Raw genomic sequence first — 15,982 nt, forward strand, 5'->3', positions numbered from 1 at the left:
CCTTAACGGTGCTCCCGGCCGTCTCGGGCGGGGGCCGGCGGCGCGGTTGCGCGGGCGTTCACCGGTGTGGCTGCTTCGTGTAGTTGTAGACGGTCGCCCGGGAGATGCCGAGTTGGTCGGCGATGAGTTGTGCGGAGCTCCGGGTCTCGAAGAAACCCTCGCCGTGCAGCCGACGGACCAGCTCGCGCTTCTGGTCACGGTTGAGGCCCCGCGGCGTGCTGGAGCGCTCCGCCGCGAAGGAGTCGATGGCCGAACGGAGTTCGCGTCCGGTGCGGTCGCGCAGTGTCTCCAGGGGCTCGTCCTGGTTCGGGACATCCGTGGTGACGAGGTTGGCGAGGGTCAGGGCCAGCGGGGACAGCGTGCTGATGTCCAGGTTCAGGCACAGGGCCGCGATGTAACGTCCCTCGGCGTTCTTGATGCCGATCGAGGTGCTCTTGGCCGGACGCCCGTCGGGGAACCGGTTGCCGTAGTTCTGGATGACACCGGGGTATTCGGGGTCCGCGATGCGGCGCAGGCCCAGTTCGGTGGCGGAGTCGCCGACCTGCCGTCCGGACAGGTTGTTCTCGATGACGCGGATGGCGTTGTCGGGGCGGCGCAGGTCGTGCAGCACGACCTCGCACAGACCCGGGAACATGCGGCCGACGGCGACGGCGATGCGCTCGGCTTCCCGTACGAGGTGTTCGTCTTCCGGTGCGGCGGTCCGGTCGGCGCGTTCGTCGGCCGGCCGGCCGGTGGGGCGGGTCATCGGGTGCCGCTCGGTTTCCGCGCTCCCTCGCCGGATCCGGCGAACACCGCGGCCATCGTCTCGGCGGACTTCAGCCCCGCGCCGGTGAGCACGACCACGGTCGTCTCGTCCGGAGCGATCTCTCCGGTCGCGATGAAGTGGTCGAGGGTCGCCGCGGCGACGCTGCTGGTCGGCTCCGCGTACAGACCGCGCGCGCTCAGGGCGCGGACCGCCGCGTGGATCTCCGCCTCGGGGACCGCGTAGGCGGCGCCGTCACAGCGGCGGACGGCCTCCACGGCCTCGGGCAGCCGGACCGGGTGGGCGATGGACGCGCCCTCGGCGATCGTCGGCACCCGCTCGCCGCGGTCGGCCGGGTCGATGCCGTTGAACGTGTCGGCGATGGTCGCCCAGTGCTCGGGCTGCCCGACGAACAGGCGCGGGCGCCTGTCGATCTGTCCGGCGGCGAGCAGTTCGCCGAACGCGAGGTCGCACCCGATGACGTTGCTGCCGGCCCCGGCCACGAGGACCACGTTGTCGGGCGCGGTGAAGCCGAGCGACTCCCACATCTCGTAGGCGATGGTCTTGGTGCCCTGGATGAACATGGGGTGCCAGTTGTGACTCGCGTAGGGGATCCGCTCCGACTGGCGGATCGCCTCTTCCGAGACCTCGTCGCGGGTGCCCCCCACGAGTTCGACCTCCGCTCCGTAGGCGCGGGCCTGGAGGATCTTGGCCTCCGAGGTGGCGGCGGGGACGATGATCTTGGCGCGGACGCCGGCGGCGGCGGCGTAGGCGGCCACCGCGGCACCGCCGTTGCCCGAACTGTCCTCCAGTACGCGGTCGGCACCGTGTGCCACGAGGTGGGACATCATCACCGATACGCCCCGGTCCTTGAAGCTGGAGGTCGGGTTGAACCACTCCAGTTTGAAGTGGACGCGTCGGCCTGCCCAGTCGACCGGGACCATCGGTGTGCACCCTTCGCCCAGGCTCACCCGGCGGGCGGCCTCGACGGGCAGGGCCGCGTGATAGCGCCACAGGGACCGTTCGGCGGTGTCGATCTGCTCGGGCCGCAGGCCCGGCAGCGTACTGACGGCGAGGGGGCCGCCGTCCTCGCCCCGCCAGCGGGGGTCGTCCAGGGAGTAGCGCTTTCCGGACCGGTCGTGGAGGCCGGGGGTGGCGACGGCCGTGTGCTGTTCGGCGTTCATGGGCGGCTCCGGTTTCTCCTCGCTCGACACGCTGTCGTGCCGCCGGGTCTCGCGGCCCGGCGGTGCCCGCCCTCCCATGCTAGACGGATTGTCCAGAAGTGGACAGCAAGTCCACGTCGTGGTTTCGGAAGGGGGTTGGGAGCCGCCCCGGGCAGAGGACGCCGCCGGGCCGTCACCCCGCCGCGCCCGGTCCGCCCGGCGGGCCCGCCCCTTCGGCCCGCGTTCCCGCGCGGCACGTACGCGATGCCCCGGCGGGGATTCCGGGACGACCGGTCAGAACGCCCGCCGCATCTCCCACACCAGCACCTCCGCGTCGCCGGTCGCGAGCAGGACGAGGCCCTTCGCGTCCGTGGCGCGGACCGCGTCGCCGGGCGCCAGCTCCTCGTCGCCGACGCGCACCGTGCCGCGCGCCACGTGCGCGTACACGAAGTCGGCGTCCGGGAGCGGCACCCGCCCGCCCTTCGCCGGGCGGTGGACGCGCAGGGTCGCGCCCGCCGCCGCCACCTCGTACGGGGCCGCCTCCCCGAGCCCCCGCACCACCCCGTACGACGGCTCCCCGTCGAACGAGAGCGGCGCGAGCCACATCTGCACGAAGACCAGGGGCGCGTCGCCGTCGTTGCGCTCCACGTGCCGCACCCCGGACGCCGCGCCGAGGTGCTGGAGGTCGCCGGCGCGGACGACCGTGGCGTGGCCCGCGGAGTCGCGGTGGGTCAGTTCGCCCTCCACGACCCAGGTCACGATCTCGGTGTGGCGGTGCGGGTGTTCGTCGAAACCGGCCCCCGGCGCCAGTCGCTCCTCGTTGCAGGCGATCAGCGAACCGAAGCGGAGGTTGTCGGGGTCGTAGTGCGGCCCGAAGGAGAAGGCGTGCCTCGTTCCGATCCCGGCCGCCGGGTCGCCCCCGGGGTACCGCTCGGCCGCGCGCTGGATGCGTATCACGGGGCCCACCGTAGCCGGGGCCCGCGCCCCCGGGGCCGTCCCGTCGCGACGGCCCCGCCGTACCCCCCGCCGGGGGCGAACCCGCCCCGACCCCGCACGCCGACGCCCCGATAAGGCAGTCTTGTCCCCGTGCCTGAACCCGTGAACCGCCCCCATCCGCACGCCGCGACCCTGAAACGCCTCGAACAGTCCTCCGGGCGGCTCGCCGCCGGCGCCATCGCCCGCATGGACGAGACGCTGCCGTGGTACCGCGCGATGCCGCCCGAGAACCGGTCGTGGATCGGCCTGGTCGCCCAGGCGGGCATCGCCGCGTTCACCGAGTGGTTCCGGCACCCCGAGACCCCGCAGGCGATCTCGACGGACGTCTTCGGCACCGCGCCGCGCGAGCTGACCCGGGCGATCACCCTGCGCCAGACCGTGGAGATGGTCCGGACCACGATCGAGGTCATGGAGTCCGCGATCGAGGAGGTCGCCGCCCCCGGCGACGAGTCGGTGCTCCGGGAGGCGCTGCTCGTCTACGCCCGGGAGATCGCCTTCGCCACGGCGCAGGTGTACGCACAGGCGGCCGAGGCGCGGGGCGCGTGGGACGCCCGCCTGGAGTCGCTCGTGGTGAACGCCGTGCTCTCCGGCGAGGCCGACGAGGGCGCCGTGTCGCGGGCCGCCGCGCTCGGCTGGAGCTCCCCGGAACACGTGTGCGTGCTCCTCGGCACGGCTCCCGACGGGGACAGCGAGCTGACGGTGGAGGCGATCCGCCGGGCCGCCCGGCACGCCAAGCTCCAGGTCCTCACCGGCGTCCTCGGGAACCGGCTCGTCGTCATCGCGGGCGGCAGCGACAACCCCCTGGCGGTGGCGAAGGCCCTGATCGGGCCGTACGCGCCGGGCCCGGTGGTGGCCGGTCCCGTGGTCCCCGACCTGCTGGCCGCGACCCGCTCCGCGCAGGCCGCCGCGGCCGGTCTCAAGGCGTGCTCGGCCTGGCAGGACGCGCCCCGCCCGGTCCTCGCGGACGACCTCCTGCCGGAGCGCGCCATCGCCTCCGACCCGTCGGCGCGCGAGCAGTTGGTGGAGGAGATCTACAGACCGCTGGAGGAAGCGGGCTCGGCGCTCCTGGAAACGCTCAGTGTCTACCTGGAACAGGCGAGCAGCCTGGAAGGCGCGGCGCGCATGCTCTTCGTCCACCCGAACACCGTGCGCTACCGGCTCCGACGTGTGACCGACGTCACCGGCTGGTCACCCTCCGACGTCCGCTCCGCCTTCACCCTGCGGATCGCGCTCATCCTCGGGCGCTTGGCCGACGGGGACACGCAGTCCTAGACTTTTGTCGAACACCGACAATTCCCCCGACGGTTCTTCGTCCTTGTCCCCACGGGCGCTCGGAGCCGTCCCCAAGAGAGAGTGTGAGGGTGCTCGTACTCGTCGCTCCCGGCCAAGGCGCCCAGACGCCCGGCTTCCTGACCCCCTGGCTCGAACTCCCCGGCGCCGCCGACCGCATCGCGGCCTGGTCCGACGCCATCGGGCTCGACCTCGCCCACTACGGCACGAAGGCGGACGCGGACGAGATCCGCGACACCGCCGTGGCACAGCCCCTGCTCGTCGCCGCCGGCCTGCTCTCGGCCGCCGCGCTCGGTGACGACCTCGCGCCCGGCATCGTCGCCGGTCACAGCGTCGGCGAGTTCACCGCCGCCGCGTTCGCCGGTGTGCTGGACGACACCGCCGCGCTGCGTCTGGTCCGGACCCGCGGGCTCGCGATGGCCGAGGCCGCCGCGATCGCCCCGACCGGCATGTCGGCGCTGCTCGGCGGCGACCCCGAGGTGACCGTCCCGCACCTGGAGAAGCTCGGCCTGACCCCGGCCAACGTGAACGGCGCGGGCCAGATCGTGGCCGCGGGCACCCTGGAGCAGCTCGCCGCCCTGGAGGCGGACAAGCCCGAGGGCGTGCGCCGGGTCGTCGCCCTCAAGGTCGCCGGCGCGTTCCACACGCACCACATGGCCCCGGCCGTGGCGAAGCTGGAGGAGGCGGCGGAGCTGCTGTCCCCGGCCGCCCCGACCACCCGCTACGTCTCCAACAGGGACGGGCAGGTCGTCATGGACGGCGCCGAGGTCCTGGCCCGCCTGGTCGGCCAGGTCGCCAACCCGGTCCGCTGGGACCTGTGCATGGAGACCTTCAAGGACCTGGGCGCGACCGCGCTGATCGAGGTGTGCCCCGGCGGCACCCTGACCGGCCTCGCCAAGCGGGCCCTGCCGGGCGTGGCCACGGTCGCCCTGAAGACTCCCGACGACCTGGACGCGGCCCGTACGCTCGTCGCCGAGCACGCGGCCGTCTGACAAGGAGTGTCGAGAAGCATGTCGAAGATCAAGCCCAGCAGGGGCGCCCCGTACGCCCGCGTCCTCGGTGTCGGCGGCTACCGTCCCACCCGGGTCGTGCCGAACGAGGTGATCCTCGAGAAGATCGACTCGTCCGACGAGTGGATCCGCTCGCGCTCCGGCATCACCACCCGGCACTGGGCCTCCCCGGAGGAGACCGTCGCCGCGATGTCGGTGGAGGCATCGGGCAAGGCCATCGCGAACGCCGGGATCTCCCCGGAGCAGATCGGCGCCGTGGTCGTCTCCACGGTCTCGCACTTCCACCAGACCCCGGCCATCGCCACGGAGATCGCGGACCGGATCGGCGCGGGCAGGCCCGCCGCGTTCGACATCTCCGCCGGCTGCGCGGGCTTCGGCTACGGCCTGACCCTCGCCAAGGGCATGATCGTCGAGGGTTCGGCGGAGTACGTGCTCGTCATCGGCGTCGAGCGGCTCAGCGACCTGACGGACCTGGAGGACCGCGCGACGGCCTTCCTGTTCGGCGACGGCGCCGGCGCCGTGGTCGTCGGCCCGTCCGACGAGCCGCACATCGGCCCCACGGTCTGGGGTTCCGAGGGCGACAAGGCGACGACGATCCGGCAGACCGTGCCGTGGGACGCGTTCCACGGCGGCGACGTCTCGAACCTCCCGCTCGACAAGCAGGGCGCGATCAAGTTCCCGGCCATCACGCAGGAGGGCCAGGCGGTCTTCCGCTGGGCCGTCTTCGAGATGGCGAAGGTCGCCCAGCAGGCCCTGGACGCCGCCGGCATCACGGCGGACGACCTGGACGTCTTCATCCCGCACCAGGCCAACATGCGGATCATCGACTCGATGGTGAAGACCCTGAAGCTGCCGGAGCACGTCACGGTCGCCCGTGACGTGGAGACCACCGGCAACACCTCGGCCGCCTCGATCCCGCTCGCGATGGAGCGGCTCCTGGCGACCGGGGAGGCGAAGAGCGGCGACACCGCGCTCGTCATCGGCTTCGGGGCGGGTCTCGTCTACGCCGCGACGGTCGTTACCCTCCCCTAGGCACCCGGATCTCCCGGAAGCCCCTCACCGAAGCAATCACAGAAGGAGCGCCACCATGGCCTTCACCCAGGAGCAGATCGTCGAAGGTCTCGCCGAGATCGTCAACGAGATCGCCGGCATCCCGACCGAGGACGTCCAGCTGGACAAGTCCTTCACCGACGACCTGGACGTCGACTCGCTGTCCATGGTCGAGGTCGTCGTCGCCGCCGAAGAGCGTTTCGACGTCAAGATCCCGGACGAGGACGTCAAGAACCTCAAGACCGTGGGCGACGCCGTCGACTACATCGTGAAGCACCAGGGCTGATCAGCCCTCGCTGACCCGGTCAGCCACCCGGCGGTGGCGCCGTATTTCGACCATCACACACATGGAGAAAGAATTCCTGTGAGCTCGACCAATCGCACCGTGGTCGTCACCGGTATCGGCGCAACCACACCGCTGGGTGGCGACTCCGCATCGACCTGGGAAGGTCTGATCGCGGGGCGCTCCGGCGTCCGTCCCCTCGAGGGAGAACGTTTCGCCGAACTGCCCGTCCGGATCGCCGCGACGGCCGCCGTCGACCCCGGTGACGTCCTGCCCCGCCCGCTCGCCCGCAAGCTGGACCGCTCGGCGCAGTTCGCCCTGATCGCGGCCCGCGAGGCGTGGGCCGACGCGGGCTACACCGCCCCGGCCGGCGAGGACGAGAAGATCGCGCCCGAGCGGCTCGGTTCCGTCATCGCCTCCGGCATCGGCGGCGTCATCACGCTGCTCGACCAGTACGACGTGCTGAAGGAGAAGGGCGTCCGCCGCGTCTCCCCGCACACCGTGCCCATGCTCATGCCCAACAGCCCCTCCGCCAACGTGAGTCTGGAGGTGAACGCCCGGGCGGGCGTCCACACCCCCGTCTCCGCGTGCGCGTCGGGCGCCGAGGCGATCGGCTACGCCGTCGAGATGATCCGCACCGGCCGTGCCGACGTGGTCGTCGCCGGCGGCACCGAGGCGGCGATCCACCCGCTGCCGATCGCCGCCTTCGCCAACATGATGGCGATGTCGAAGAACAACGACGAGCCGGAGAAGGCGTCGCGTCCGTACGACACGGGCCGGGACGGCTTCGTGCTCGGCGAGGGCGCGGGCGTCGTGATCCTGGAGTCCGAGGAGCACGCGCGGGCGCGCGGCGCGCGGGTCTACTGCGAGGTCCTCGGCCAGGGCGTGTCGTCCGACGCCCACCACATCGCGCAGCCCGAGCCGACCGGCCGGGGCATCTCCGCCGCGCTGCGGTACCTGCTGGACTCGACGGACCTGAAGCCGGCCGAGGTCGCCCACCTGAACGCGCACGCCACGTCGACGCCGCAGGGCGACGTCGCCGAGATCAAGGCGCTGCGGAGCGTCCTGGGCGACGACCTGGACCACGTCGCGATCTCCGCGACGAAGTCGATGACCGGTCACCTCCTGGGCGGCGCGGGCGGCATCGAGACCGTCGCGACGGTCCTGGCGCTCCACCACCGGCTCGCCCCGCCGACGATCAACATCGACGACCTCGACCCGGAGGTCGGGGCGGACATCGTCCGCGACGAGGCGCGCGAGCTGCCGCAGGGCACGATCGCCGCGATCAACAACTCGTTCGGCTTCGGCGGCCACAACGTGGTCCTGGCGTTCCGCACGGTCTGAGCCGCGTCGTCCGCGTGAGGCCCGCCCCCGTCACGGGGGCGGGCCTCACGCGCGTCAGCGGGCCGTTCAGACGACCTGGTGGAGCCAGCGGACCGGGGCGCCCTCGCCCGCGTACCGGAAGGGCTCCAGCTCGTCGTCCCAGGGCTTGCCGAGGAGTCCGGCGATCTCGGCCTCCAGCGGGGTCCCGCTCTGCGCGGAGCGCGCCAGGGCGGCCCGCAGCCGGTCCTCGGGGACCAGGATGTCCCCGTGCATGCCGGTGACGGCGTGGAAGATGCCCAGCTCGGGGGTGGCGCTGTAGCGCTCGCCCTCGGCGGTGGGGCAGGGCTCCGCGGTGACCTCGAAGCGGAGCATCCGCCAGCCGCGGAGGGCGGAGGCCAGGCTGGAGGCGGTGCCGGTCCGGCCCTGCCAGGAGAGCTCGGTTCTCCAGGTGCCGGGGGACGCCGGCTGGCGGATCCAGTCGAGCTGGACCCTCGCACCGAGGACGCCCGCCACCGCCCATTCGACGTGCGGGCAGAGCGCACGCGGTGCGGAGTGAACGTACAGGACTCCACGTGTCGTCACCGGGACCTCCAGTGTGGGACGAGGTTCGCCTTTCCCAGCGGCCTCAGTAAACATCATCAGGAGCAGATCTTCACAAATCGCCTGAAAGGGGACAGTTTGTGACGTGACGTAATTTACCGGAGCCGGTCGGGGAGGGCGCCTCTGGTTCGACGGGGAAAAGCTACCGTGCCGCGCCGTCGCCGGGGTGACGTACGGTCGGTCCCGAGCGGGTGCACACGAAGCTTTCACCCGCCAGGACGCCGAAGGAGGGGCCGGGGATGCGCGGGCGACGCCGTTTCCGTACCGCCGTCGCCGCCGCGACGGCGGCGCTGCTGTGCGCGGGAGCGGTGGCCGGATGTTCGTCCGGGGCGCCGGAGGGGGCGGCCCCGAGCCGGACGGCGACACCCGCGCCCACCCGCACGCCCACTCCCACGCCCACGTCCCCGTGGGACACCTCCCCCGCCTCCGTCGCGGCCGTGGGCGACTCCCTCACCCGCGCCTTCGACGCCTGCTCGCTCCTCGCGGACTGCCCCGAGGCGTCCTGGGCGACCGGGACGGACCCCGGCGTCAACAGCCTGGCACTGCGCCTCCTGGGCCCGGAGCGGGTGGCCGGACACAGCTGGAACCTGGCGCGGACGGGCGCGCGGATGGCGGAGCTCCCGGAGCAGATGGCCGCCGCGGCGGCCCGGAAGCCGGAGCTGGTGACCGTGCTGATGGGCGCCAACGACGCCTGCCGGCCCACGCCGGACCTGATGACGCCGGTCGCGGACTTCCGCGCCTCCTTCGCCTCGGCGCTCGCCCGGCTGCGGGCGGCGGCGCCGAAGGCCCAGGTGTACGTGGCGAGCGTGCCGGACCTGAAGCGGCTGTGGGCGACGGGCCGGCTCGACGCGGCCGGGCTGCGGATCTGGGAGCTGGGGGTCTGCGGCTCGATGCTGGCGGACGCGGCGGACCTGGGGCCCGCGGCGGAACGGCGTCGCGCGACGGTGTCGGAGCGGGTGGTGGCGTACAACAGGGCCCTGGCGGAGGTGTGCGCCGGGGACGAGCGCTGCCGGTACGACGGCGGGGCGGTGCACGGCTTCCGCTTCGGCGCCGGGCAGCTGAGCCCCTGGGACCGGTTCCATCCGAGCCGGGACGGCCAGGCGCGGCTCGCGGAGCTGGCGTACCGGCGGATCACGGAGCGCTGAGGGGGCCCCGGAGCGGATGTCAGGTTCCGCTCCGGGGCCCGTCCGGGGGCCCGCCGGGGTCAGATCTCCAGGGTGGCGGTCAGACGCACGTCGGCGAGGGAGCGCGCCGCTCCCACGTCGTATGCCCCGGGGACGGGGATCCAGTCGTGCTTCTCCTCGTCCCAGACCTCGAAGGCGCGGCGGGGCAGCGTGATCGTGGTCTCCACGGTCTCGCCGGGGGCCGCCGTGACGCTCGCGAAGCCGGCGAGCCAGCGGCGGGGGCGGGCGGCGGTGTCGTGGCGCGGCGCCAGGTAGATCTGGACGGTCTCGCGGCCGGGCCGGCCGCCGGTGTTGGTGAGCCGGACGGTGACGGTGCCGGGGCCCGCGACCAGGGAGTCGTACGACCAGTCGGTGTAGCCGAGGCCGTGGCCGAAGGGGTACGCGGGGACGGCGCCGGTCCGGTCCCAGGCGCGGTAGCCGATGAAGACGCCCTCGCCGTAGTCGAGCGCGCCGCCGGTGGGGGTGGTCGTGGTGACGGGGGCGTCGGCGAGGGCGGCGGGCCAGGTGGTGGGGAGGCGGCCGCCGGGCTCCTCGGCGCCGGTGAGGACGTCCGCGAGGGCGGCGCCGCCCTCCTGGCCGGGGAACCAGCTCAGCAGGATCGCCGCCACGTCGTCGCGCCAGGGCATTTCGACCGGGGAGCCGGCGTTGACGACGACCACGGTGTTCGGGTTGGCGGCGGCGACGGCCCGGACGAGGTCGTCCTGACGGCCGGGGAGGGCGAGGTCCTCGCGGTCGAAGCCCTCGGACTCGACGCGTTCGGTGGTGGCGACGACCACGACGGCGGTGTCGGCGGCGCGGGCGGCCCCGACGGCTTCGGCGATCAGTTCGTCCGGGTCACGGCGCGGACCGAGGTGGACGAGGGAGAAGGCGACGGCCGGCAGCGGGGCCGCGAGCTCCTTGTCGGGGGTGTGGCGCAGGGAGACCCCGACGGTCTCGCCCGCGGTGAGCGCGACCCGGCCGCGCTCGACCGGGGAGCCGAAGAACGCCTCGAAGGGGTCGGTCTCGTCGCCCATGGCCTGGACGCCGTCGAAGACGGTCTCGCCGGCGACGGTGAGGGTGAAGGCGCCGAGGCCCCGGGTGCCGAAGGCGTGCTCGCCGGTCTCGCGCGGGGTGAAGGTGCCGGTGATCTCGACGGAGGCCAGGGCCTCGTGGGTGACGCCGTCGGGCAGGTCGCCGCCGATCCACTGGACCTGCCCGTGCGGCAGGGCGCTCTCGCCCAGCACGTTCCCGGCGGCGTCCCGGCAGCGGGCGCGGAGGGTGAAGCCCTGCCCGGCGGGGGCGAGTTCGTCGCTGGGGTCGGCGCCGACCGCGTAGGTCAGGGCCCCCTCGGGGAGGGCGGCGGCGAGTCCGTCGAGCGGGGAGACCACGTGGTCGGGGAAGACCTGGGCGGAGCCGCCGCCGAGGACGCGGGCGTCGCGGGCGGCCGCGCCGGAGAGGGCGACGGTGGTCCCGGCGGCGAGGGGCAGGGCGCCGTTCTCGTTCCGCACGAGGACGGCGCCGCGGTGGGCGATCTCGCGGGCGAGGGCGTCGCCGTCGACCGGGGCGGGGGGCGTGGTCACGGCGGGCGGGGCGCCTTCGAGGGCGCCGACGCGGGCGGCGAGGCGCAGGACGTTGCGCACGGCGGCGTCGACGGCGGACTCCTCGACCTCGCCGGCGCGGACGGCGGCGGCCAGGGCCTCGCCGTAGACGGTGACCGGGCCGGGCATGGCGACGTCGAGGCCGCCCCGCAGGCAGGCGGCGGTGGAGCGGGCGGCCATCCAGTCGGAGACGTTGAGGCCGTCGAAGCCCCACTCGCCGCGCAGGACCTCGTTCACCAGCCGGTGGTGCTCGGTCATGGTCACGCCGTTGACCCGGTTGTAGGCGGTCATGACGCCCCAGGGACGGGCGTTCGCGACGATGGCCTCGAAGGGGGCGAGGTAGAGCTCGCGGAGCGGGCGCGGGCCGACCCGGTTGTCCACGGTGAAGCGGTCGGTCTCGGCGTCGTTGGCGACGAAGTGCTTGACGGTGGTGCCGACGCCGCCGTCCTGGACGCCCAGGACGTAGCCGGTGCCGATGGCGCCGGTGAGGAGGGGGTCCTCGCTGTACGCCTCGAAGTGGCGTCCGCCGAGGGGGCTGCGGTGCAGGTTGACGGTGGGGGCGAGGAGGACGTGGACGCCCTTGCGGCGGGCCTCCTGGGCGAGGAGCCGGCCGGCCCGGCGGGCGAGCGCGGGGTCCCAGGCGGCGGCCAGCGCGGTCGGGGAGGGCAGGGCCACGGAGGGGTCGTCGGCGGTCCAGCGGACGCCCCGCACGCCGACCGGTCCGTCCGACATGACCAGGGAGGCCAGGCCGATCTCCGGCAGGGCGGGCAGGGACCACATGTCCCGGCCGGAGAGCAATCGGGTCTTGGCGTCCAGGCCGAGCCTGCCGAGCGCCGCCTCGACGGCCGCCTCCCTCACGGACTCCGCACGGGTCTCCGTCACGGCCGTACCTCCTCGTCGACGCACCGGGGCCCCATCGTGCACCCCTTCACCTGTAGCGAGGTAGGTGAAGTTGCCGTTCCGTTATCAACGGTGGGGGCGCGGACGCCGGAGGGGTACGGTCCTGTCCGGACGGACCCGCGGAAGGAGGCCCCGCGATGGCGCGGACCAGGAGCGAGGAGCGGCGCGCGGACATCGTGCGTGCCGCCCTGGAAGTGATCGCCGAGCGCGGTTACCGGGGCGCCTCGCTCGGCTCCGTCGCCGAACGCGTCGGGCTGACCCAGCAGGGCCTCCTGCACCACTTCCCGACGAAGGAGGCCCTGCTCGTCGCGGTCCTGGAGGAGCGGGACCGCTGGGACACGAGCGGCGGACCCGGCCGCGAGGGCTGGCGGCTCGACCTGCTCGACGCCCTCGTGGAGTACAACGCCGTGCGCCCCGGGATCGTGCAGACCTTCTCCGCGCTGCTCGGCGAGAGCGTCACGGACGGGCATCCGGCGCGGGAGTTCTTCACCGGGCGGTACGCCCAGGTGCGGGCGCACATGGCGGAGGTGCTGCGCCTGGAGTTCGGCGACCGGCTGCCCGGCGGCCTGACCCCCGAGCGCGCGGCGCCGCTGCTCACCGCCGTGATGGACGGCCTCCAGTACCAGTGGCTCCTGGACCCGTCGGCGGTCGACATGCCGGGCGCCTTCCGGGACTTCGTACGGCTGCTGCACGGCGGCGGAGCCCCCTCGTAACCCCGTGGCCCGTGCGGCCCGCCGGGCGGGATGATGGGGTCCATGATCGTCGCAGCCGCCCAGTTCGCCCCGGTCGCCGGGGACATCGACGCCAACGCGCGGACCGTCGCCGGCCTGGTCCGGGCGGCCGGGGAGGCGGGGGCCCGGGTCGTCGTCTTCGCCGAACTCTGCCTCAGCGGGTACGAGCCCACCCTGGTACGGGACTCCCCCGGCCTGGTCCTCACCGAGGACGACCCCCGGCTCGCGCCCGTGCGGGAGGCGTGCCGGGCGGTGTCGGCGGCGGCCGTGGTCAACGGGCCGGTGCGGACGGCGGACGGGCGGCCCGGCGTCACCACGCTGGTGACCGGCCCGGACGGCGGCCTCCTCGCCCGCTACGACAAGCGGCACCTGTACGGGATCGAACGGGAGGTCTTCGCGCCGGGGACGGCGGACGGGCGGTTCGCGCTCGACGGGATCCGGTTCGCGACGGCCACCTGCTACGACAACCGCTTCCCCGAAGTCGCCGGGCGGGCCGCCGCCGACGGCTGCGCGGTGTACCTGGCGAGCTCGGTGCTGACCGCCGGCAACGACTCGTTCACCGAGGTCTACCCGGTACGGGCCCGGGAGTTCGGCCTGTACGTGGTGGTCGGCAACGTCCTGGGGTCCAACGAGGACGGGGTGGGGCTGGGCCGCGCCGGGGTCTGGGGGCCGGACGGGGAACGGCTCGCGGACGCGGGACCGGACCGGCCGGGGTTCGTCCTCGCCGAGGTCGGCTGATTCCCCGGCGCGGGACCGGGCGCGCGGACGCCGGGCGGCCGTCGGGTCGGCCGCCCGGCGCGGGTCCCCGTGGGGCGGGACCCCCGGCCCGCTACGGGGCGCTCAGGCCCAGCGTGTACGCGCCGGAGCCGCTGTAGGCGTGGACCACGTACCGGTAGTAGCCCGCGGTGCCGTAGTAGCTGGTGTTCTCGTCGGCGGTCTCCGTGCCGCCGACCGCCACGTCGGTCCAGCCGTACCCGTTCCACTTCTGCAGGTACAGGTCGTAGTCCTGGCCGGCCGGTCCGCGCAGGCAGCCCGTGTGGGTGCCCGCGGTCGCCGCGTAGTAGTACGAACCGTCGGGCTGGACGGCGGTCTGCCCCGAGGCCAGGCTGCCCCGGTACGTGCGCTGGGCGCCGTCGCAGCCGGTGGGCGGGGTCGTCGTGCCGACCGTCAGCTGGTAGGTGACGGTGTGCGTGGTGGAACCCGTGCCGGTGACGGTGATCGGGTACGTGCCGTTGGGCGTGCCCGCCGCGACCTCCACGGACATCTTGGCGGACTCGCCGGAGGTGACCGAGGAGGGGCTGAAGGAGACGGTGACGCCGCTCGGGGCGCCGCTCGCGGAGAGCTGGACGGTCTGCGCGGTGCCCCCGGTCGTGCTCGTGCCGACCGTGGAGCTGACGGCGCCGCCCGGCTGGACCGAGCCCGAGGACGGGTCGAGGGAGAGCGTGAAGTCGGGGTTGGTGGTGCCGCCGCAGTCGGTCTCGCCGGACTGGGCGGGGACCCCGATCGCGTTCCAGGCGGCCTTTACGGCGTTGCACTCGGCGCTGCCGTAGGTGTTCTTGGCACTGGTCAGGGTCGCCCTGCGGGCGGCGAGGTGGTTCCAGGACGAGGTCTTCAGGAGCAGGGCGCCCATGAAGATCTTGCCGGCCTTCTGGACGCCGATGCCGGTCACCGAGGAGGGGCCGCCGGAACATATGGGGCTGCTGGGCTTGCCGCCGCCCGGGTTGGAGCCCTCGGCGAGCAGGTAGAACCAGTGGTTCTGCGGGCCGGCCGCCGCGTGCACCTCGGTCCCGGAGGAGAGCTGGGGGTAGCAGTTGGGGTCGTTGTTGTTCAGGGAGGGGTTGTACATGTACCGGATCGGCCTGTTGTTGCCGGTGAAGTTCAGCTTCTCGCCGACCGTGTAGTCCGGGGTGTCGTTCGGGTTGTCGGCGTAGTGCTCGGTGAGCGCGCCGAAGATGTCGCCGGTGGACTCGTTGAGGCCGCCGTTCTCGTTGGAGGAGCCGGCGCTTCCCGGGGTCCGGTCGAATATCTCGTGGCCGTACTCGTGGGCCACGACGTCGATGCCGGTGAGCTGGTTGGTGCCGTTCTGGTTGCGGCCGTAGGTGGTCTTCGTGCCGTCGTAGTACGCGTTGACCTCGCTCAGCCCGGCGCGGGCCGGCACCATGCCACCCTGTCCGTTCTGGCCGTTGTAGCCGAACCACTCCTTGAGCATGGAGTGTTCCTTCTGCGCCGCGTACATGATGTCGACGCAGGCGGTCACCAGGTCGTTGGCGCCGTTGTTGCCCCACGGCGGGGTGCCGGTGTAGGCGCTGCCGCCCTGGCCGCCGCACTTGAAGGAGCCGCGGGTGGTGTCGGTCATGGAGCCGGCGGCGGTGTCGATGGTGACGTTGCCGTTGTGATAGCCGCGCCCTTCGGCGTGCAGGATCTTCTCGGTGGACCGCGCGACGGCCCCGGTGCGGGCGTCGACGTACGTGTCGAGGGAGCTGGGCGCGCCCTTCGCGGTCCGGCCGACGACCAGGGTGTGCCAGGTCAGGACGGCCCTGCCGTCCTTGAGGAGCACGGTGAGTTCGGGGGCGCCGGCGGACTCGACGGAGGCGAGCTGTTTCCGGGCGGTGGCGAGGGCCGCGGCGGCGGGGACCCGGGCCGTGGTGGTGGCGAGGGAGATCGCGGGGACCCTGTCGCCGGTGATCTCGCGGACCGCGCCCGTGGAGTCGGTGAGGACGACCGCGTCGCCGCCGCCGGCGACCGGGAGGCCCTTGTAGGTGCGCTCGTAGGCGGCGTAGTACAGGCCGTTCGCCCAGGGGGTGACGGAGGTGCGGACGAGGTCTTCGTCGGCGCCGTGCCGCAGTTCGTCCAGACCGCCGGCCGCCGCGTCGTCGGCGGCGGCCAGGGCGAGGGACCGGCCCTGGCCGGGCGGTGCGGGCAGGGCCTGCGTGGCCGCGCCCGCGGTCCCGGCGAGGGCGGTCGCGAGGCTCGCCGAGAGCGCCAGCGCGGCCACGGCCGCCGTGAGTCTTGAGGGATGCACGCCTGCTCCGTTCGGAGGTGGGGGAGACGGATCGTCGCGCCGAGTATGGGGGCGTGCGCGACCGGCCCGGGACATCCCACACGGCATAAGACGCGGGTTATGGTGCGCCCG

Annotated in this window: 14 protein-coding genes; 8 read left to right on the forward strand and 6 right to left on the reverse strand. The window is 73.6% G+C overall.

Going from position 1 to position 15,982, the window contains the following annotated elements; genetic code table 11:
• Positions 1 to 58: 58 nt before the first annotated feature.
• The 3 genes from ACZ6AQ_RS02580 to ACZ6AQ_RS02590 all read right to left on the reverse strand — a co-directional run bounded on the left by ACZ6AQ_RS02580 (position 59) and on the right by ACZ6AQ_RS02590 (position 2,862).
• Positions 59 to 745 carry a helix-turn-helix transcriptional regulator gene (locus tag ACZ6AQ_RS02580; RefSeq protein ID WP_468756901.1) on the reverse strand — a complete coding sequence of 229 codons (687 nt, stop codon included), beginning with the start codon at positions 743 to 745 and terminating at the stop codon, positions 59 to 61.
• Positions 742 to 1,926 carry a threonine synthase gene (locus ACZ6AQ_RS02585; protein ID WP_468757073.1) on the reverse strand — a complete coding sequence of 395 codons (1,185 nt, stop codon included), beginning with the start codon at positions 1,924 to 1,926 and terminating at the stop codon, positions 742 to 744. The genes ACZ6AQ_RS02580 and ACZ6AQ_RS02585 overlap by 4 nt, the downstream gene beginning before the upstream one ends.
• 273 nt (positions 1,927 to 2,199) lie before the next feature.
• Positions 2,200 to 2,862, reverse strand: coding sequence for a pirin family protein (locus tag ACZ6AQ_RS02590; protein WP_468756903.1), 663 nt, complete (start codon positions 2,860 to 2,862; stop codon positions 2,200 to 2,202).
• A 129-nt stretch (positions 2,863 to 2,991) separates the two neighbouring features.
• On the opposite strand from ACZ6AQ_RS02590, the gene fasR reads away from it, so the two are divergent.
• The 5 genes from fasR (at position 2,992) to fabF (ending at position 7,878) form a co-directional block, all read left to right on the forward strand.
• A complete protein-coding gene (gene fasR, locus ACZ6AQ_RS02595) occupies positions 2,992 to 4,173 on the forward strand; it encodes a fatty acid biosynthesis transcriptional regulator FasR (protein ID WP_388694602.1) in 1,182 nt (393 codons plus the stop codon).
• 89 nt (positions 4,174 to 4,262) lie between these two features.
• On the forward strand, positions 4,263 to 5,183 hold the full coding sequence (locus ACZ6AQ_RS02600) for an ACP S-malonyltransferase (protein ID WP_388694604.1): 921 nt from the start codon (positions 4,263 to 4,265) through the stop codon (positions 5,181 to 5,183).
• An 18-nt stretch (positions 5,184 to 5,201) separates the two neighbouring features.
• A complete protein-coding gene (locus tag ACZ6AQ_RS02605; protein WP_468756904.1) occupies positions 5,202 to 6,233 on the forward strand; it encodes a beta-ketoacyl-ACP synthase 3 in 1,032 nt (343 codons plus the stop codon).
• Between the two features lie 55 nt (positions 6,234 to 6,288).
• Positions 6,289 to 6,537 (forward strand): acyl carrier protein, encoded by a 249-nt coding sequence (locus tag ACZ6AQ_RS02610; RefSeq protein WP_388694609.1) that lies wholly within the window; start codon positions 6,289 to 6,291, stop codon positions 6,535 to 6,537.
• A gap of 78 nt (positions 6,538 to 6,615) precedes the next feature.
• Entirely contained in the window at positions 6,616 to 7,878 is a 1,263-nt protein-coding gene (gene fabF, locus ACZ6AQ_RS02615; protein ID WP_468756906.1) for a beta-ketoacyl-ACP synthase II, read from the forward strand.
• A gap of 66 nt (positions 7,879 to 7,944) precedes the next feature.
• Here fabF and ACZ6AQ_RS02620 read toward each other — a convergent pair whose 3' ends face one another.
• Complete coding sequence (locus tag ACZ6AQ_RS02620; RefSeq protein ID WP_468756908.1) at positions 7,945 to 8,439, reverse strand: DUF3145 domain-containing protein; 495 nt, start codon at positions 8,437 to 8,439, stop codon at positions 7,945 to 7,947.
• Between the two features lie 257 nt (positions 8,440 to 8,696).
• Here ACZ6AQ_RS02620 and ACZ6AQ_RS02625 point away from each other — a divergent pair, with 257 nt between their 5' ends.
• Positions 8,697 to 9,602, forward strand: a complete 906-nt coding sequence (locus ACZ6AQ_RS02625) for an SGNH/GDSL hydrolase family protein (RefSeq protein WP_468756910.1) — start codon at positions 8,697 to 8,699, stop codon at positions 9,600 to 9,602.
• Positions 9,603 to 9,661: 59 nt separating this feature from the next.
• Here ACZ6AQ_RS02625 and ACZ6AQ_RS02630 read toward each other — a convergent pair whose 3' ends face one another.
• The gene (locus ACZ6AQ_RS02630) at positions 9,662 to 12,100 is read right to left on the reverse strand and encodes a glycoside hydrolase family 3 protein (RefSeq protein ID WP_468756912.1); all 2,439 of its coding nucleotides are present in this window, start codon (positions 12,098 to 12,100) and stop codon (positions 9,662 to 9,664) included.
• 155 nt (positions 12,101 to 12,255) lie between these two features.
• Between ACZ6AQ_RS02630 and ACZ6AQ_RS02635 the strand changes: the two genes are divergently transcribed.
• Positions 12,256 to 12,831 carry a TetR/AcrR family transcriptional regulator gene (locus tag ACZ6AQ_RS02635; RefSeq protein ID WP_468756913.1) on the forward strand — a complete coding sequence of 192 codons (576 nt, stop codon included), beginning with the start codon at positions 12,256 to 12,258 and terminating at the stop codon, positions 12,829 to 12,831.
• Positions 12,832 to 12,873: 42 nt separating this feature from the next.
• Positions 12,874 to 13,587 (forward strand): carbon-nitrogen hydrolase family protein, encoded by a 714-nt coding sequence (locus ACZ6AQ_RS02640; RefSeq protein WP_468756914.1) that lies wholly within the window; start codon positions 12,874 to 12,876, stop codon positions 13,585 to 13,587.
• A 91-nt stretch (positions 13,588 to 13,678) separates the two neighbouring features.
• On the opposite strand, the gene ACZ6AQ_RS02645 is transcribed toward ACZ6AQ_RS02640, so the two are convergent.
• Positions 13,679 to 15,871, reverse strand: coding sequence for a M4 family metallopeptidase (locus tag ACZ6AQ_RS02645; RefSeq protein ID WP_468756916.1), 2,193 nt, complete (start codon positions 15,869 to 15,871; stop codon positions 13,679 to 13,681).
• Positions 15,872 to 15,982 lie beyond the last annotated feature (111 nt).

It is taken from the genome of Streptomyces sp. NPDC041191 (assembly GCF_055591945.1).

What these genes read in the sequence shown, in the direction of transcription:
- ACZ6AQ_RS02580 (WP_468756901.1), bottom strand. Translation starts at nt 745, where the DNA reads ATGACCCGCCCCACCGGCCGGCCGGCCGACGAACGCGCCGACCGGACC.
- ACZ6AQ_RS02585 (WP_468757073.1), bottom strand. Translation starts at nt 1,926, where the DNA reads ATGAACGCCGAACAGCACACGGCCGTCGCCACCCCCGGCCTCCACGAC.
- ACZ6AQ_RS02605 (WP_468756904.1), top strand. Translation starts at nt 5,202, where the DNA reads ATGTCGAAGATCAAGCCCAGCAGGGGCGCCCCGTACGCCCGCGTCCTC.
- ACZ6AQ_RS02610 (WP_388694609.1), top strand. Translation starts at nt 6,289, where the DNA reads ATGGCCTTCACCCAGGAGCAGATCGTCGAAGGTCTCGCCGAGATCGTC.
- ACZ6AQ_RS02625 (WP_468756910.1), top strand. Translation starts at nt 8,697, where the DNA reads ATGCGCGGGCGACGCCGTTTCCGTACCGCCGTCGCCGCCGCGACGGCG.
- ACZ6AQ_RS02635 (WP_468756913.1), top strand. Translation starts at nt 12,256, where the DNA reads ATGGCGCGGACCAGGAGCGAGGAGCGGCGCGCGGACATCGTGCGTGCC.
- ACZ6AQ_RS02640 (WP_468756914.1), top strand. Translation starts at nt 12,874, where the DNA reads ATGATCGTCGCAGCCGCCCAGTTCGCCCCGGTCGCCGGGGACATCGAC.